Here is an 18,778-nt window from a genome sequence, read left to right as displayed (position 1 = left end):
CGGAGTGGGTGGACGCCCGTTCGACCGGGGGTGCGGGGGCGTCCGGTCGGTGGGTCGGTCGGGGGGTGCGGGGACGGGCACCGGGTCGTCGGGTGCCGGGTCCGGGTGTCCTCTCGGGGAACGGGCGGTGTGCGGCCGGCGGGCGCCCGGTGGACGTCCGGTGGAGCGGGAGGGGTCCGGCGGGCGAACGCCGGATGATCACCGGTCATACTTGGGCGGCGGCGCCCGACACCGGACGCCGCGGGCAGTGCCGGGTCGGCGTCGGGCCCGTGCCGGACGAGCGCCGGACAGGTCCCGGGCAGCTCCCCGACGAGCGCCGGGCCCGGGCCAGAGACGACCGCGACCGCCAGACCGGAGGAACCGATGAGTCCCCACCAGCCGACCAGTCGCCAGGCGGCCGGGGCCCCCGCGGTGCCCTGGAACCGGCAGCGGCTGCGCAGCAACAACGAGTGGCTGCTGCTGGAGCTGCTGCGCACCGGTGGCGGATCCTCGCGTGCCCAGCTGGCCCGGGATACCGGCCTGTCCAAGCCGACCGTCTCGGCCGCGCTGGCCGCCCTGGAGCAGGCCGGGCTGGTCCGCGAGGCCGGGCGGCTCGCCCCCGAGCGCGGCCGTACCGCCGTGCTGTACGAGGTCGACCCGACGGCCGGGTACGTGCTCGGCGTGGACATCGGCCGGGCCCGGCTGCGGGTGGCCGTCGCGGACCTCGCCGGGACGGTCGTGGCCCGCCGGGACGTGGCCAACCGCGGCCGGTCGGCGAACGCCGTCGCGGACGCCGTGATCGCGGCCGCGCGGGAGGCGATCGCCGAGGCGGAGCTGGCCGGCGACGACATCGTGCACGCGGTCATCGGCACGCCGGGCGTGTGGGACGAGGAGCGGCGGGGGGTGCGGTACGCCTCCAGCCTGCCCGGCTGGGGCCGGCCGGGGCTGTTCGACCGGATAGGGGAGGGGCTGGGGACGGCGGTCTCGGTGGCCAACGACGCCAACCTGGCCGCGCTCGGCGAGTACACCCTGGGCGCCGGGCGGGGCAGTCGGATGTTCGCCTACCTGCTGGTCGGCACCGGCCTCGGGCTGGGCGTGGTGAAGGACGGCGAGCTGCTGCTCGGGGCGCACGGCGCGCTGGGCGAGATCGGCCTGGTGCCGCTGCCGGCCCGTGCGGGCGAGCCGACCGGGACCATCGAGGAGGTGGCCGCCGCGGACGCCGTGGTGCGCTCCGCCCGGGACCTCGGGCTGGACGGGGACGGCGGCGGGAGCCAGGCGGCGGAAAAGCCTTCAGCGGCGAAGCAGCTGACGGCGAAGCAGGTGTTCGAGCGGGCCCGGGCCGGGGAGGCCGCCGCGGTCCGGGCGGTGGAGCGGGAGGCCGAGCAGCTCGCGTACGCGGTGGCGGTGCTGTCCGCCGTGCTGGATCCGGACCTGGTGGTGCTCGGCGGCGGCATCGGCAGCAGTGCGGACCTGCTCCTGGCACCGCTGGAGCAGGCCCTGCACCGGCTCGCCCCGATGCGTCCGACGCTCGCGCCCAGCCTCCTGGGGGAGGAGGCGGTGCTCCTCGGGGCGGTCTCCACGGCGTTGGAGACCGCGCGTCCCGAGGTGTTCGAGCGCCGGACGGCGGGGCTGCGCTGACGGCTGCCGGCGCCTGCCGGTGGCCGGGGGGGGGTGGCCTTCAGCCGGTGACCGGGCTCGGCCTTCGGCCGGTCGCCGGGGTCAGCCGGTGGCCAGGGTCAGGCCGTAGGTGCCGAGGATCGGGTTGACCGGCTGGAAGTAGGTCTCCCCGCCCGAGGTGCAGTCGCCGGAGCCGCCCGAGGTCACGCCCTGGGCCTGGTTGCCGGAGATGAAGGACCCGCCGGAGTCGCCGGGTTCGGCGCACACGGTGGTGCGGGTGAGGCCGTAGACGCTGCCCTCCTGGTAGTTGACGGTGGCGTTCAGTTCCTGGACGGTGCCGCAGTGCCAGCCGGTGGTGGAGCCGGAGCGGCAGACCGAGCCGCCGACGGACTGCTCGGCGGAGCCGGACACCGTCACCGCGCCGCCCGCGTAGTCGTTCACCTGCGGCTGGGCGGACCAGCCCGGGCCGGCCGCCACCCAGGAGTAGTCGTTGCCGGGGAAGGTGGAGCCCTGGAAGGTGCCGATCGAACTGCCGTCGGCGGCGGTCGCGTTGGAGCCGGGCTGGCCGCAGTGGCCGGCGCTGACGAAGCCGGGCTGCCCGCCCTGGGTGACCGGGAAGCCGATCGAACAGCGGGCGGCGTTGTCGATGTAGTAGGCGTCCCCGCCGCGCAGGTCGGCGAGCGGGCGGGGTGCGGCGGTGGAGCGTTCGACCCGGACCAGCGTGCGGTCCACGCCGGACTGCCGCAGGAACGCGTCGGTCCGGGCGGCGTCGGCGGAGCGCACCACGACGGTGTTGGCCCGGACGTCCACGTACCAGAGCGGGGTGGCGTCGGGCGCGGCGGCGGAGGACGCCCGGTCGAGCGCGGACCTGGCGCCGTCCAGGGCGGCCAGGGAGTGGCGGACGACGGTGGCCCGGCCGCCGTGGGCGGTGACGGTCCGGGCGGCGGAGGCGTCGGTGGTGGCCACGACGAGGGTCGCGTCGGGGCCGTCGACCCAGGCGCCGGCCCAGCGGTCGCCGAGCGCCCGGGCGAGTGCCGTCCGGACTCCGGCGGCCCGGCCCTCGTGGGCGAGGCGGTCGGCGGCGGCCTGCGGGGAGAGCCCGAGGTCCCGCTGGAGCGCGTGGAGCAGTGCGGGCGGGGCGGCGGCCGGCCGGGCGGGGGCGGTGGCCAGGGCGGCGGCTATGGACGGGTCGTCGGTGGGCGCGCCGACGGCGGGGGCCGCGGTGAGGGCGCCGCTCGCCAGGGCGGCGGCCACCGCCAGGGCACGGATGCGGAGCATGGGGGATCTCCTCGATCGGTGTGGGGGTTGCCGGAACCGTAGGCGGACGACCGGGGTGATCGGAACATGTCATCTACCCCCGCGCTCCGGCGCTATATACCGGCCGAAAGCGGGGGGTGGGGCGGGGAAGGCGGCGACGCTCGGTCGTCGTCGGATCTCGATCTGCCAACGAGCGGGAAACCGTGCCGGCGGTGCCGGGTGCGAGATCCGGTCGAACTCCGGCAACCGCTACGGGGGCCGGGCAGTTCTGCCGCGACGCCGACCTCGGGAAGAGCACGCACGAGGCCGGCGGCCGGGTGACCTACCGCCGGATGGTCAGCGGCAAGCCGCACGGGCAGGCCTGACCGGGTCGAACGGACGGGCCTCTCGGGCTCGGGCCGGGCTCAGGGGTTGAGCACGCCCAGGGTGTCCCAGAACAGGTGCTCGTAGGACTGGAGCAGCAGCCCGTACTCGCGGGCGGCGGCCAGGGTCGGCTCGTCCAGCCGGTCCGGTCCGAGCGCGTCGGCGGCCTGCTGCTCCAGCTCGGGCGCGGGCTGGGCGAAGAAGTCGAAGAACGCGCAGGCCTCGTCCGAGAAGCCGTAGTGGCGGCGCAGCGCCTGCGCGACAGCGGCACAGTAGCCGCCCCAGGCGGCGAAGTTGGCGACCATGGCGGCGGCCGCGGCGGCGGGGCGGCCGTTCAGGGCGAGCCAGGCCAGGTAGCCGGGGTAGGCCTGGCAGCCGGGCAGCGGCGGCCGGGCCTCCAGCGCGGCCCGGTCGAGCCCGCAGGCGGCGGCGAGGGCGGGCAGGGTGCGCAGCGCGGCGCTCTCGCCCTCGGCCAGGGTGGCGAACCAGGCGCCGACCGGCCGGTCCGCGCAACGGGTGGCGAGCACCAGCAGGCTGCGCCGGTCGGAGCGGATGATCCGGTGCTGCTGGGCCGCGAGTTCGGCCAGGGCCGAGCGCGGGGCGGTGCCGACGGTGAGCGCGGTGACCAGCGCCGGTGCGGCGTCGCCGGGCGCCAACTCGGCGCGCAGCCGCTGGATCTGGTCGAGGATCGGGTGGGTCACCGGTGCCTCCGGGGTGCGGTTCGGTCCGGTGCCATTACTACCGCCTGGCGGCCCCCCGGCGGTGGCGACAGGCCGGGGTGCCGGGGGTGGCGCGGGCGGATCAGGTAGGCGGTGTTCGATCCGCCCCACGGGTGCGCGCGCGGGCCTCCCGCGGCTCCGCGACCCGCCCGCTCCCCGCGTCCACGTCGTGTCGCGGCCTGCGCTATCGAGCCGCTATGCGACTTGGGCAAGATCGGCGTCGCAGGTCCGGTGGCGGTACACGCCGGGCATGACGAAGGCGTCCCGGTCGGCGCGCGACCCGTGGGAGCGGGCCCCCGCCACGGTCCGGCGACTGGTGGTCCTGCTCGCCGTGAAGGAGTCCGAAGACACGATGGCGCACCCCGACGGTACGGAAGCACCGCTGCTGTGGACACTGGCAGGCAGCGGCAAGGAGTCGCTGGCGGCCGGCGCGCGCGGCCTGCACGCGTACCTGGCCGGTCGTGACGACTGGAGCCCCCAGGACATCGCGTTCACCCTCGCGCGCACCGCTTCCGAGGGGAGCCGGCGGGCGGCACTGGTGGCGGACGGCCGCGACGGGTTCCTGCGGCGGCTGGACGCGCTCGCCGACGGCAGGAGCATGCCCGGCCTGGTGGAGGGCGCCGCAGGGGCGGACCGCCGGGTCGCCTTCGTGTTTCCCGGACAGGGCGCGCAGTGGCCCCGGATGGCGGTGGACCTGCTGGACACCTCCACGGTGTTCCGCGACCGGATGGACGCGTGCGCGCAGGCCCTGGAACCGTTCGTCGACTGGTCGCCGATCGACGTGCTCCGCGACCCGGACGCGCCGGGCGCACCCGCCGGGGACCGGGCCGACGTGGTGCAGCCCCTGCTGTTCGCCGTGACGGTGTCGCTCGCCGCGCTGTGGCGCTCCCACGGTGTGGAACCGGCCGCCGTGCTCGGGCACAGCGTCGGCGAGGTCACCGCCGCCGCCGTCAGCGGCGCGCTGTCCCTGGACGACTGCGCGCGGGTGGTGGCCCTGTGGAGCCAGGCCCAGGCGACCCTGGCCGGGAAGGGGGACATGATCTCCGTCATGGCCCCGGCGGGCGAGGTCGAGCCGCGGCTGCGCCGCTGGGACGGCCGCCTCGTCGTCGCCGCGCACAACGGGCCGCGGTCCGTGATCGTCTCCGGTGACCGCGACGCCGCGGCCGAACTCCTCGCCGACCTGGCCTCGGACGCGGTGCACGCACGGCGGATCGCGGTGGGCCTGGCGGCCCATTCGCCGCACATCGACGCGATCATCCCCCGGATGCGCGCCGACCTCGCACCGATCCGGCCCCGCACACCGGATCTGCCCTACTACTCCGGGCTGACCGGGGGACGGCTGGACGTCCCGGTACTGGACGCCGACTACTGGTGCCGTAACCTGCGCAACCCGGTCAGGTTCCACCAGGCGACCGGGGCCCTGCTGCGGGACGGGCACGGCGTCCTGCTGGAGGTCAGCCCGCACACCGTGCTGACCTCCGCCCTCACGGACTGCGCGGAGGAACACGGCGCACGGGCCGCCGTCCTCGGGACGCTGCGCCGGGACCAGGGCGGTCCGGGCCGGTTCCTGACCTCGCTCGGTGACCTGTACGTGCGCGGTGTCACCCCGGACCGGGAAGCGCTGTTCGCCGGGCAGCACGCCCGGGTGCGGGAACTGCCGGCGGCCGCCCTGGCGGCGCTCGCGGAGCCCGGCCCGGCGGACCCGGCAGGGCCCGGCGGCGCGGGCGGCGACCGGGACGCCGGCACCGCGTTCCGCGCGGAGCTGGCCGCATCGGACCTACCGGAGCGGCGTGCCGCGCTGGCACGGCTGGTCGGCGAGGAGATCGCCGCGCTGACCGGGCGGTCCGATCCGGTCCCCGCCGACCTGGCCTTCCTCGACCTGGGATTCGACTCCGTCACCGCCGTGGAGCTGCGCAACCGGCTGAGCGCGGCGACGGCGCTGCGCATCCCGGCGACGGTCGTCTTCGACTGCCCGACCCCGGCGGCCCTGGTCGCGTACCTCTGCGCCGAGATCGGCGGCGACCGGCCCGACAGGGACATGGGCGCGGACGAGCCGGTGCGGCGGGCCGAGGACGACGACCCCGTGGTGATCGTCGGCATGGGCTGCCGCTACCCCGGCGGTGTCGGCAGCCCCGACGAACTCTGGGAGCTGGTGTCGGCAGGTGCCGACGCCGTCTCCGCGCTGCCCGACGACCGCGGTTGGGACACCGCCGGACGGTACGACCCCGTGCCGGGGACGCCGGGCCGGTACTACCAGCGGGAGGCGGGTTCGCTCGCCGGTGCGGCCGGGTTCGACGCGGAGTTCTTCGGCATCTCGCCGCGCGAGGCGGCCGCGATGGACCCGCAGCAGCGGCTGCTGCTGGAGACGACCTGGGAGGTGCTGGAGCGGGCCGGGATCGACCCGGCCACCCTGCGGCGGACCCCGACGGGCGTCTACGTCGGGGCGATGACCATGGACTACGGGCCCCCTCTCGAACAGGGCGCCGACGAGGGCGGCCACCTGCTGACCGGCAACACCGGAAGCGTCGCGTCCGGCCGACTGGCCTACACGCTCGGCCTGGAGGGCGCGGCGGTCACCGTGGACACCGCGTGCTCGTCCTCGCTGGTGGCCCTGCACCTCGCGGTGCGGGCGCTGCGGGCGGGCGAGTGCTCGCTGGCGCTGGCCGGCGGCGCGACCGTGATGTCCACCGTCGGCATGCTCGTGGAGTTCAGCCGACAGGGCGGTCTGGCCCCGGACGGCCGCTGCAAGGCCTTCGCGGCGGCCGCCGACGGTTTCGGCCTGGCCGAGGGCGTGGGGATGCTGCTGGTGGAGCGGCTGTCGGACGCCCGGCGCAACGGGCATCCGGTGCTGGCCGTCATCCGGGGTTCGGCCACGAACCAGGACGGTGCGAGCAATGGTCTGACGGCGCCGAACGGTCCGTCGCAGCAGCGGGTGATCCGGGCGGCGCTCGCGGACGCGGGCCTGACGGCGTCCGAGGTGGACGTGGTGGAGGCGCACGGCACGGGGACGCGACTGGGTGACCCGATCGAGGCGCAGGCCCTGCTGGCCACGTACGGACAGGACCGTCCGGCGGACCGTCCGGTGTGGATCGGCTCGCTGAAGTCCAACATCGGCCATTCCCAGGCCGCGGCGGGCGTGGGCGGCGTCATCAAGTCGGTGCTGGCGATGCGGCACGGCGTGATGCCGAAGACGCTGCACGTGGACGGGCCGACGCCCGAGGTGGACTGGTCCACAGGGGCCGGCCGGTTGCTGACGGAGGCCCGGGCGTGGGACGACACGGGCCGTCCGCGCCGGGCCGGCGTGTCCTCCTTCGGCATCAGCGGGACCAACGCCCACGTGATCCTGGAGGCCGCGCCGGCCGAGGAGACGGCCGGGGCGGTGGAGGGTGCCCGGCGTCCTCGGACGGTGGTGTGGCCGGTGTCGGCGCGCAGTGCGGAGGCCCTGCGGGCGCAGGCGGGGGCGTTGGCGGCACGGGTGGTGGCGGAGCCCGGGCTTGATCCGGCGGACGTGGGCTATTCGCTGGCGGTGGGGCGGGCGTCCTTCGAGCACCGTGCGGTGGTGGTGGGCGGGGACCGGAGCGAGCTGCTCGGTGGGCTGAAGGCGCTGGCGGAGGGGCGTTCGGCCCCGGGGTCGGTGGCCGGCGGCGGGTTGGTTTCCGGCCGTTCGGCGCTGGTGTTCCCGGGTCAGGGTTCGCAGTGGGTGGGGATGGCCGCGGAGTTGCTGGCCGAATCGGCGGTGTTCGCCGGGCGGATGGCGGAGTGCGAGCGTGCTCTGGCGCCTTACGTCGACTGGTCGTTGGCGGAGGCGCTGGGTTCGGAGGCCCTGCTGGCGCGCGTTGACGTGGTGCAGCCGGTGCTGTGGGCCGTGATGGTGTCGCTGGCGGAGGTGTGGGGCTCGTTCGGTGTCGTGCCGGACGCGGTGGTCGGCCACTCGCAGGGCGAGGTCGCGGCCGCCTGCGTGGCGGGCGGTCTGAGCCTGGAGGACGGGGCGCGGGTGGTCGCGCTGCGTTCCCGTGCGGTGGGTGCGTTGGCCGGTCGTGGCGGGATGGCGTCGGTGCCCCTGCCGGTGGAGGCGGTGCGGGAGCGGATCGCCTCGTGGGTGGGCCGGTTGTCGGTGGCGGCGGTGAACGGTCCGTCGTCGACGGTGGTGTCGGGTGACGCGGACGCGGTGGCGGCGCTGGTCGACGTGCTGGTGGGGGAGGGGGTGCGGGCGCGGCTGATCGAGGTCGACTACGCGTCGCACTCCGTGCACGTGGAGGAGGTCCGGGAGCAGCTGCTGGCGGATCTGGACGGGATCACTCCTCTTGCTGGTTCGGTGCCGTTCTTCTCGACGGTGACGGGCGGCTGGCTGGACACGAAGTCCCTGGACGCCGAGTACTGGTACCGCAATCTGCGGGAGACGGTGGAGTTCGGGAAGGCCACGGCGGCGTTGCTGGGGGAGGGCTTCCGGTTCTTCGTGGAGTCCAGTCCGCACCCGGTGCTGGGCGTGGCGGTGGGGGAGTCGGTGGAGGCCGCCGGTGTGGATGCCGCGGTGCTGGGGACCTTGCGTCGCGGGGAGGGCGGCCCGGCGCAGGTGCTGCTCGCGGTCGGCCGTGCCTGGGAGCGCGGGCTGGGAGTGGACTTCGCGGGCGCGTTCCCCGAGGGCCGGCGGGTGGACCTGCCGACGTATGCCTTCCAGCGGCGGCGCTACTGGCTGACGGCCCCGGCCGCCGTCCCGGCCGCCCCCGCCGAAGACCACTGGGACGACCTGGAACGTCAGGACCCCGCCCGGCTCGCCGAGACCCTCGGGGTCGACCGTGGAGCCCTGGACGAAGTCCTGCCCGCCCTGGCGACCTGGCGCTCCGTCAGGAGCCGTGAGCGGAGGGCGGAGTCCTGGCGCTACCACGTCGCCTGGGCACCCCTGTCGGTCGCGCCGGCGGACGGCCTCCCCGGTCGCTGGCTCGCCCTGCGTCCCGAGGGCGACGACGCGGCGGCCGTCCTGCGCACTCTCGGCGAGGCCGGAGCCGACCTCCTCCCGTGCGTCGTCGCCGATCCGGGCACGACCCGCGAACAGATGGCCGCTCTGCTCACGAAGACCGCCGGGGAGCAGCCGATCGCCGGCGTGCTGTCCCTGCTGTCCTGGGAGGAGCGCCCCCATCCCGAACACCCCGACCTGCCCGGTGGCCCGGCGCTGACCCTCGCCCTGGCCCAGGCGCTGGAGGACGCGGGAATCCACGCCCGGCTCTGGACGCTGACGAAGGGAACGGCGGTCCTGGGCGGTGCGGAACGGCCCGGACACGTGGGCCAGGCCGCGTCCGCTGCCCTGGGCCGGACGCTGGCGCTGGAGCACCCGCATCGCCGGGGCGGTCTGATCGACCTGCCCGAGGTGCTGGACGTACGGGCCGCGCGCCGCCTGTGCGCGGTGCTCGCGGGAGCCGTGGCCGACGAGGAACAGGTGGCCGTGCGCTCCACCGGGGTCCACGGACGCCGTCTGCGGCCCGCGTCGTCGGCGTTGCCGAAGGCCCGTACGGGGGCCACGGACGACGCGGCCGTCCGGGCGCGGACGCGACCGCGATGGCAGGGAACGGTCCTCGTCACCGGTGGCACCGGTGGCGTCGGCTCGCACACGGCGCGCTGGCTCGCGGGCCAGGGCGCGGAGCGGCTGCTGCTGGTCAGCCGGCGCGGTGCCGGCGCACCCGGTACGGACGCGCTGCGGGAGGAACTGACGGCGCTGGGCGCCGAAGTGGCCTTTGCTGCCTGCGACGTCGCCGACCCGGCCGCACTGGCGGCGCTGCTCGCCGACATCCCGGCGCGGTACCCGCTGTCCGCCGTCATCCACGCGGCGGGCGTCCTCGACGACGGTGTGCTCGACGCGCTGGACCCCGCGCGGCTCGCCGTGGTGCTGCGCGCCAAGCTGACCGCCGCACGGAACCTGCACGAGGCCACCGAGGGTCTCGACCTGTCGGCCTTCGTGGTGTTCTCGTCGGTGATGGGCGTCGTGGGCAACGCCGGGCAGGGCAACTACGCGGCCGCCAACGCGGCCGTCGACGCACTCGTCGCCGCCCGCCGGGCCGCCGGGCTGCCCGGCACCTCCGTGGCCTGGGGCGCCTGGGCCGGGCCGGGCATGCTGGCGGACGAGGTCGCCGCACGGCTGCGGGACTCCGGCATGCCGGTGATGGAGCCCGAAACGGCCGTCACCGCGATCGGCCGGGCACTCGCGGAGGACGACGAACTGGTCCTGGTCGCCGATGTCGACTGGCGGCGCTTCACCGCGGGCAGCGGCCCGTGGACCGCCGCCCTCCTCCACGGGATACCGGACCCGGCCGCCGCGAGGCCCGCCCAGGACACCACCGCACCGTCGGCGGCCCGGGAAGGCGGCGACTCCGCCGACACCCTGCGGCAGCGGATCGCCGAACTGCCGCGTCACGAGGACCGGGTCAGGACCCTCACCGAACTGGTACGCACCCACGCGGCGACCGTCCTGCGCCACCCCGACGTCGACACGGTCCAGCCCGGAAAGGCGTTCTCCGCGCTCGGCTTCGACTCGCTGACGGCGGTGGAGCTGCGCAACCGGCTCGCCGCCGTCACCGGACTGGCCCTGCCCGCCACCGTCCTGTTCGACCACCCCACACCGTCGGCACTGGCCGACCGGGTGCTCGCGGACCTGGACCTGCCGGACGCCGCGAGCGGCACCGCCGGGCCCGCCGGCTCCGTCGACGCCGGGGCGGGCCCGGCGGCGGCACCCGACGGCAACGAGCCGATCGCGATCGTCGGCATGGGCTGCCGCCTCCCCGGCGGGGTCGCGGGGCCGGAGGACTTCTGGCAGCTGCTCTCGAAGGGCACCGACGCCGTCGGCGACTGGCCGTCGAACCGGGGCTGGGACACCGAGGGGCTGTACGACCCCGACCCCGACCACGCCGGCACGACGTACAGCATGCAGGGCGGCTTCCTGCACGACGCCCCCGACTTCGACGCGGAGTTCTTCGGCATCTCGCCGCGCGAGGCCCTGGCCATGGACCCGCAGCAGCGGCTGCTCCTGGAGACCGCCTGGGAGGCGGTCGAGGGCTCCGGGCAGGACCCGACCGCGCTGAAGGACCGGCAGGTCGGCGTCTACATCGGTACCAACGGCCAGGACTACTCCGCGCTGCTGCAGGGCGCCGAGGGCGTGTCCGAGGGCCACCTGCTGACCGGGAACACGGCCAGCGTGCTGTCCGGGCGGCTGTCCTACGTCCTCGGCCTCCAGGGGCCCTCGCTCACCGTCGACACCGCGTGCTCCTCGTCGCTGGTGGCGCTCCACCTGGCCGTGCAGGCACTGCGGCGCGGCGACTGCGAGCAGGCCCTCGCGGGCGGCGTGACGGTGATGAGCACCCCGCGGCTCTTCGTGGAGTTCAGCCGTCAGCGCGGGCTCGCCGCCGACGGCCGGTGCAAGGCGTTCTCGGCGGAGGCGGACGGCACGGGCTGGGGCGAGGGCGCCGGAGTGCTGCTGCTGGAGCGCCACAGCGACGCCCTGCGCCACGGCCACCCCGTACTCGCGCTGGTCAGCGGCACCGCCGTGAACCAGGACGGCGCCAGCAACGGGCTCACCGCCCCCAACGGCCCGTCCCAGCAGCAGGTCATCCGCGCCGCGCTGGCCGACGCCGCGCTGCGCGCCGACCAGATCGACGCGATCGAGGCCCACGGCACCGGGACGAAGCTCGGCGACCCCATCGAAGCGCAGGCGCTCCAGGCCGTCCACGGGTCGGCGCGCCCGGCGGACCGGCCGCTGTGGCTCGGCTCCGTGAAGTCGAACATCGGGCACACCCAGGCGGCGGCCGGGGTGGCCGGAGTGATGAAGATGGTGCTGGCCATCCGCCACGGCGAACTGCCGGGGACCCTGCACGCCGGGACGCCGAACCCGCACGTCGACTGGTCCGACGGTGCCATCCGCCTGCTCACCGCGCACACCCCGTGGCCGGAGACCGGGCACCCGCGCCGGGCAGGCGTGTCGTCGTTCGGCATCAGCGGCACCAACGTGCACGCGATCATCGAGCAGGCACCGGCCGTCGCGGTCGCGCCCGCCCCGGAGCGGACCGACACCCCGGCCGAGCCCGCCCCGGACACCGCCACGACGGCCACCGCCGCCCCGGACACCGCGCGCCGGGCCGCCCCGCCCGTGCCGCTGCTGCTCTCGGCCGGCACACCGGAGGCCCTGCGGGCACAGGCCGGCCGGCTGGTGAGCCGGCTCGACGCCGACCCGGACGCCGAACTGGCGGACGTCGCCTACTCGCTCGCCACCGGACGGGCCCCGCTCGAACACCGGGCCGCCGTCCTGGGACGGGACCGGGCATCCGTCCGACGCTCGCTCACCGCACTCGCGCGCGGCACGGCAGCGGGCCGGCTGCTCACCGGAGGCGCCGTACGCTCCGGCCGGACCGCCTTCCTCTTCCCGGGGCAGGGCAGCCAGCGGGCCGGAGCCGGCGCGGAGCTCTACCGCGACGACCCGGTGTTCGCCGACGCCCTCGACGAGGTGCTGACCGGCCTGGACCCGCACCTCGACCTGCCCCTGCGCGACGTCCTGTTCGCCGAGCCCGGAACCCCCGGTGCGGCGCTGCTCGACCGCACCCGGTACACCCAGCCCGCGTTGTTCGCCCTGGAGACGGCGCTGTTCCGGCTCGTACGGCACTGGGGTGTGCGGCCCGACCTGCTGATGGGGCACTCCATCGGCGAACTCGCCGCCGCCCACGCGGCGGGCGTGCTGGACCTGTCCGATGCCTGCGCGCTGGTGGCGGCCCGGGGCCGGCTGATGGACGAACTGCCCGAGGGCGGGGCGATGGTGGCGGTGGAGGCCACCGAGGAGGAAGTGCGCCAGGCCCTGCTGGACGACCGCACCGGGCACCCCCTCCCGGAGGCGGAGACGGACGCGGAGGCGGGGACGGACGCGGACCGCGAGCCGGGCCGGGACGCGGTGGACATCGCCGCCGTCAACGGGCCCACCTCCGTGGTCCTGTCCGGTGACGCGGACGCGGTGCTGCGCCTGGCCGGGGCGTTCCGCTCCCGGGGACGGCGCACCCGCCGGCTGAGCGTGAGCCACGCGTTCCACTCCGCCCGGATGGACGGGATGCTCGACGCGTTCCGGGACGTGGCCGAGTCGCTGACCTACCACGCGCCCGGCATCGAGATCGTCTCCAACCTGACCGGGCGCACGGCCACGGCCGCGGAACTCCGGTCCCCCGAACACTGGGTGCGCCACGTCCGGGGCACCGTGCGCTTCCTGGAAGGGGCCCGCCGGCTGCGGGCCGAGGGCGCGACGACGTACCTCGAACTCGGACCGGGCGGCGTGCTGTCCGGCATGCTCCACGCCTGCCTTCCCGACGCCACCCCCACCCCCGGCAGTTCCGGCGGCCCCGGCGGCCCCGGGACGGTGCCGCTGCTGCGCGACGGCCGAGGCGAGCCGGACGCGGTCCGCACCGCACTCGCCTCGCTGCACCTGCGCGGCGTGGCGGTGGACTGGTCGGCGGGCTGGAGCGGCACCGACGTGCGGCGGGTCGACCTGCCCACCTACGCCTTCCAGCGCAGGCGCTTCTGGCCGGTGGCCGCGCCGGACCCGGCCCCCGCCGCCCGGCGCTCCCGCCGGGAGACCGAGGCACCCGCCGGCCCCCGCCGCTACCGCATCGCGTGGGAGCCGCTCACCGCGCCCGCCGAGCCCCGCCTCTCCGGCCGCTGGCTGCTCGTCACCCCGGACGGACCCGGTGCCGAGGAGACCGCACTCGCCTGCGAGCAGGCGCTCGCCGGACACGGCGCCGAGGTGGCCGTGATCCGGGTCGGGGCCGCCGCCGAACGCGCCGAACTGGCCTCGCTGCTACCGGAGTTCGGCTCACTGGAGGGCGTCCTGTCGCTGCTGGCCCTGGACCGGGGCCCCCGCCCGGGCCTGCCGACGCTCGACGCCTGCCTGACCGGGACCCTGCTGCTGCTCCAGGCCCTCGGAGACGCAGGCATCGACGCGCCCCTGTGGTGCGCCACCCGAGGCGCGGTGGCAGCCGACGGCACGGAGGAGGTCCGCCCCGAGCAGGCCCAGGTCTGGGGCCTGGGCCGGGTGGCCGCACTGGAGCACCCGCTGCGCTGGGGCGGCCTGGTCGACCTGCCGGACCTGCTGGACGGGCCCGCGCTGGACGGGCTGTGCGCGGTGCTGGCCGGACGGGACGGCGAGGACCAGGTGGCCGTACGGGCGCCGGCACCGCTGGGCCGTCGACTCGTCCCCGCGCCGGAGCCCGCGACACCCGCGCCCGCACCGTGGACGCCGCGCGGCACGGTCCTCGTCACCGGCGGCACCGGAGGCCTCGGCGCCCAGGTGGCGCGCTGGCTCGCCGAGCGCGGCGCGGAACACCTCGTCCTCCTCGGCCGGCGGGGCCCCGAGGCCCCCGGAGCCGACGCGCTGGTCGACGCCCTGGCGGCGCTCGGCGCCCGGAGCACCGTGCTGGCCTGCGACGTCGCCGACCGCGCCGCGCTGGAGCGGGTCCTGGGGCGGCTGAGCGACGAGGGCGACACCGTACGGGCCGTGGTGCACACCGCCGGACTCACCTCGGACACCGCGCTGATGGACTGCACGCCGGAAGAACTGGCCCGGCTGACGGCGGCCAAGACGCGCGGCGCGGCCCACCTCGACGCCCTGTTCGAGGACCGCCCGCTGGACGCCTTCGTGCTGTTCTCCTCGATCTCGGGCACCTGGGGCAGCGGCGGCCAGGGCGCCTACGCGGCAGCCAACGCCTACCTGGACGGCCTCGCCGCGGCGCGGCGCGGCCGGGGCCTGACGGCGACCTCGGTGGCCTGGGGCCCCTGGGCCGGCGCGGGCATGGCCGAGGGCGCGGTCGGCGACGGCCTGCGCCGCCTCGGGCTGGTGCCGATGGACCCGGCGGCGGCGCTCTCCGCGCTCGGCCTGGCGCTGACCCTGGACGAGGGCGAACCGGTCGTCGCCGAGCTGGACTGGAGCCGCTTCGCGCCGATCTTCGGCTCGGCCAGGGACAGCGCGCTGCTGCGCGGCCTGTCGGCCGCCCCGGAGCCCCTGGCGGCGGACGGCGACCCGGCGGACGCGGACGCCCCCGCAGGGTCCGGGCCGGGCACGGGCGGAGACCCGTCGTGGCCGCACCGGCTGCGCCGACTGTCCGAGCCCGAGGGCCGCAAACTGCTGACGGAACTGGTGCGGACCGAAGCGGCCGCCGTGCTGGGCCACGAGTCGGCCGCCGGCCTCACGGTCGACCGCCCGTTCCGCGAGCTGGGCTTCGACTCGCTCACCGCCGTCGAACTCCGCCACCGGCTGGTCGCGGCCACCGCCCTGCCGCTCGCGTTCACCACCGTCTTCGACCACCCGACGGCAGCCGCCCTCGCCGATTACCTCCTCGCCGAGCTGAGGGGCACCGGACCGGACGCCGACGGCACGACCGGCACGACCGGCAAGGCCGCGACGGACTCCGCGGCCGCCGCCGGCGGCGCGGCCGGGCCCGCGGCGGCCGACGAACCCCTGGCGATCGTCTCGATGGCCTGCCGGTTCCCGGGCGGTGTCCGCTCGCCCGAGGACCTGTGGCAGCTGGTGGCCGACGGCGTGGACGCGGTCGCCGCGCTGCCCGCCGACCGCGGCTGGCCGCTGGACACCCTCTACGATCCGGACCCCCTGCACCCGGGCACCTTCTACACCACCGGCGGCGGATTCCTGGACGGCGCGGCCGAGTTCGACGCGGAGTTCTTCGGCATCTCCCCGCGCGAAGCCCTGGCCATGGACCCGCAGCAGCGGCTGCTCCTGGAAACCAGCTGGGAGGCACTGGAGCGGGCCGGACTCGACCCCTCGTCGGTCCGCGGCAGCGAGGGCGGCGTCTACGTCGGCGTCGCCGCCCAGGGCTACGGCACCGGCCCGCAGAACCCGTCCGACGAGATCGAGGGGCACCTCCTCAGCGGCACGGTCACCAGCGTCGCCTCCGGCCGCGTCGCCTACACCCTCGGACTCGGCGGCCCCGCCGTGACCGTGGAGACGGCCTGCTCGTCCTCGTTGGTGGCACTGCACCTGGCCGGCCAGGCACTGCGCGCCGGCGACTGCTCGTTCGCCCTGGTCGGCGGCGCCGCGGTGATGGCGAGCCCGGACGTCTTCGTCGAGTTCAGCCGTCAGCAGGGCCTGTCGCCCGACGGCCGCTGCCGCTCCTACGCCGAAGGGGCGAACGGCACGGGCTGGGGCGAAGGGGTGGGCGTCCTGCTCGTGGAACGCCTCTCCGACGCGCGCCGCCTCGGACATCCGGTCCTCGCCCTCGTACGGGGCACCGCCGTGAACCAGGACGGTGCCAGCAACGGCCTCACCGCTCCGAGCGGCCCCGCGCAGCAGCGGGTGATCAGGACCGCGCTGGCCGCGGCCGGACTGTCCGGCGCCGATGTCGACCTGGTCGAGGGACACGGCACCGGCACCGTGCTCGGCGACCCCATCGAGGCGCAGGCCCTGCTGGCCACCTACGGCCAGGACCGGCCCGCCGACCGGCCGCTGTGGCTGGGATCGCTGAAGTCCAACATCGGGCACACCCAGGCCGCCGCCGGGGTCGCCGGGGTCATCAAGACGGTGCTCGCACTGCGCAACGGCGTGCTCCCCGGCACCCTGCACGCACAGGAGGCGTCCAGCCGGGTGGACTGGTCGGCCGGCGCGGTCCGGCTGCTCGCGGACGCCCGCCCCTGGGACGCCCCGGACGGGGACCGGCCGCGCCGGGCCGGCGTCTCCGCGTTCGGCATGAGCGGCACCAACGCCCACGCCGTCCTGGAGGAAGCACCCGCCGCCGACGCCGGCCCGCTGCCCGACGGAACGGGAGGCACGGGCGGCACGGGCGGAACGGGCGGCACGGACGCCGAACCCTCCGAGGACACCGGGACCACCGTTCCCTGGCTGCTCTCCGCCATGACGCCCGCGGCCCTGCGCCGACAGGCGCGCCGACTGGGCGAGCACCTGCGGGCCCGCCCCGACGGGGGCGCCGCCGCCCCGGCCCGCGCGCTCGCCGGCACCCGCCCCGCCCTGCCCTTCCGGGCGGCAGCCGTCGGCCGCGACCGCGACGCGCTCCTCGGCTGGCTGGACGCCCTCGCGGCGGGAGAACCCGCGCCCGACGCCGTGCGGGACCGGGCGCGCGGCGGCCGTACGGCCTTCGTCTTCCCCGGCCAGGGCTCGCAGTGGGCCGGCATGGCCGCGGCGGCGCTCGACGCCTCCGCGCCGTTCGCCGCCGCCATCGCCGACTGCGAACGGGCGCTCGCCCCGCACACCGACTGGTCCCTGACCGAGGTGCTGCGCGGCGCGCCCGGCGCACCGACGCTCGACCGCGTGGACGTCGTCCAGCCGGTGCTCTTCGCCGTGATGGTCGCGCTGGCCGCGCACTGGCGCGACACCGGCGTCACCCCGGACGCGGTCGTCGGACACAGCCAGGGCGAGATCGCCGCCGCCCACGTCGCCGGAGCGCTGTCGCTCGACGACGCGGCCCTCGTGGTGGCGCTGCGCAGCCGGGCGCTGCTGAGGCTGGCGGGACGCGGCGGCATGGTGTCGGTCGCCGCCTCCGCCGAGCGGACCACGAGCCTGCTGCCCGTCGGCGGAGGCGTGTGCGTGGCCGCGGTGAACGGCCCCGACGCCGTGGTCGTCGCCGGGGAGCCCGAGGAACTGGCTGCCCTGCTCGCGGCCTGCGACCGGGAAGGCGTACGGGCCAGGGCGATCCCGGTGGACTACGCGGCCCACTCGGCCCAGGTCGCCGAGATCGAGGACGAACTGCGCGAAGCCCTCACCGGGATACGCCCCCGCGCCTCGGCCGTCCCGCTCTACTCGACGGTGACCGGCGAACCCGTCGCCGGAGAATCGCTCGACGCCGCCTACTGGTACCGCAACCTGCGCGAGCCGGTCGACTTCGTCGGAGCGACCCGCGCCCTGCTCGACGCGGGCCACACCCTGCTCGTCGAGGTCAGCCCGCACCCGGTGCTGCTCGCCGGGATCGAGGCGGTGGCCGCGGAGGCCGGCCGGGAGGTGTCGGCGGTCGGCACGCTGCGACGCGGCGACGGCGGCCGGGACCGGCTGCTGGCCTCACTGACCGAGGCGTGGGCGGCCGGCGGCGGTCCGGTGGACTGGACGCCGTGGACGGGGGCCCCCGGGCCGGGCGGCCCGGCACCCGTCCCGCTGCCGACGTACCCCTTCCAGCGCGACCGGTACTGGCTGCCCACACCGGGCCGGACGGCCGCCGCGGCCACCATCGCGGCCACCGCCTCGGCCACCGCCTCGGCCACCATCGCGGTGCCGGCCGAGGACACTCCGGAGGCCGCGGGCGACGACGACGCCACCCCCGCCGTACGACTGGCCGCCCGGCTGGCCCAGCTGGACCGGCAGGCACGCCGCCAAGCGGTGCTCGACCTGGTCATCCGGCACGCGGCAGCCGTCCTCGGCCATCCCGGAACCGGTCCGGTGCGCCCGGAACGCGCCTTCTCCGAGATCGGCTTCGACTCGATGCTCGCGATGCGGTACAGGAACGCGCTGTGCGAGGCCACCGGGCTGGCCGTCCCGCCGACGGTCGTCTTCGACCACCCGACGCCGGAGGCGCTCGCCACCTACCTGGACGCGGAGCTGTCCGCCGCGCCCGAACCGCCCTCGCCACTGCTGGCCGAGCTGGACCGGCTGGCCGCGCTCCTCGCGGCCGTCCCGCCCGGAGCGGCCGACACCGACGGGGTCGGCCGACGACTGGACGAACTGCTGCGCGGCTGGGGCCGGCGCGCCGGCGCACCGGGCGGCGAGGCACCACCGCCAGGACCGGTGGACGACACCGCGACGGCGACGGAAACGGCGACAGCGGACGAGCTGTTCGCCCTGCTCGACAACGACTTCGGGAACGCCTGAA

4 protein-coding genes are annotated in these 18,778 nt (G+C 76.6%); 2 read left to right on the top strand and 2 right to left on the bottom strand.

Annotated elements, in window-relative coordinates; all coding sequences use genetic code 11:
* Window positions 1-363 precede the first annotated feature (363 nt).
* On the top strand, window positions 364-1,617 hold the full coding sequence (locus ACFQ6N_RS10980) for an ROK family protein (RefSeq protein ID WP_380648452.1): 1,254 nt from the start codon (window positions 364-366) through the stop codon (window positions 1,615-1,617).
* Window positions 1,618-1,698: 81 nt separating this feature from the next.
* Here the strand turns inward: ACFQ6N_RS10980 and ACFQ6N_RS10975 are convergent, their stop codons facing one another.
* Window positions 1,699-2,874: a S1 family peptidase gene (locus ACFQ6N_RS10975; protein ID WP_380648451.1), complete on the bottom strand. Its 1,176-nt coding sequence runs from the start codon at window positions 2,872-2,874 to the stop codon at window positions 1,699-1,701.
* Window positions 2,875-3,257: 383 nt separating this feature from the next.
* Complete coding sequence (locus tag ACFQ6N_RS10970) at window positions 3,258-3,917, bottom strand: transcriptional regulator (protein ID WP_380648450.1); 660 nt, start codon at window positions 3,915-3,917, stop codon at window positions 3,258-3,260.
* Between the two features lie 370 nt (window positions 3,918-4,287).
* Here ACFQ6N_RS10970 and ACFQ6N_RS10965 point away from each other — a divergent pair, with 370 nt between their 5' ends.
* A complete protein-coding gene (locus ACFQ6N_RS10965; protein WP_380648544.1) occupies window positions 4,288-18,777 on the top strand; it encodes a type I polyketide synthase in 14,490 nt (4,829 codons plus the stop codon).
* Window position 18,778 lies beyond the last annotated feature (1 nt).

It is taken from the genome of Kitasatospora sp. NPDC056446 (assembly GCF_042796115.1).
Taxonomy (GTDB): Bacteria; Actinomycetota; Actinomycetes; order Streptomycetales; family Streptomycetaceae; genus Kitasatospora.
Note: the sequence above shows the minus strand (reverse complement) of the source record. Positions and strands in the feature narration are given on the sequence as shown.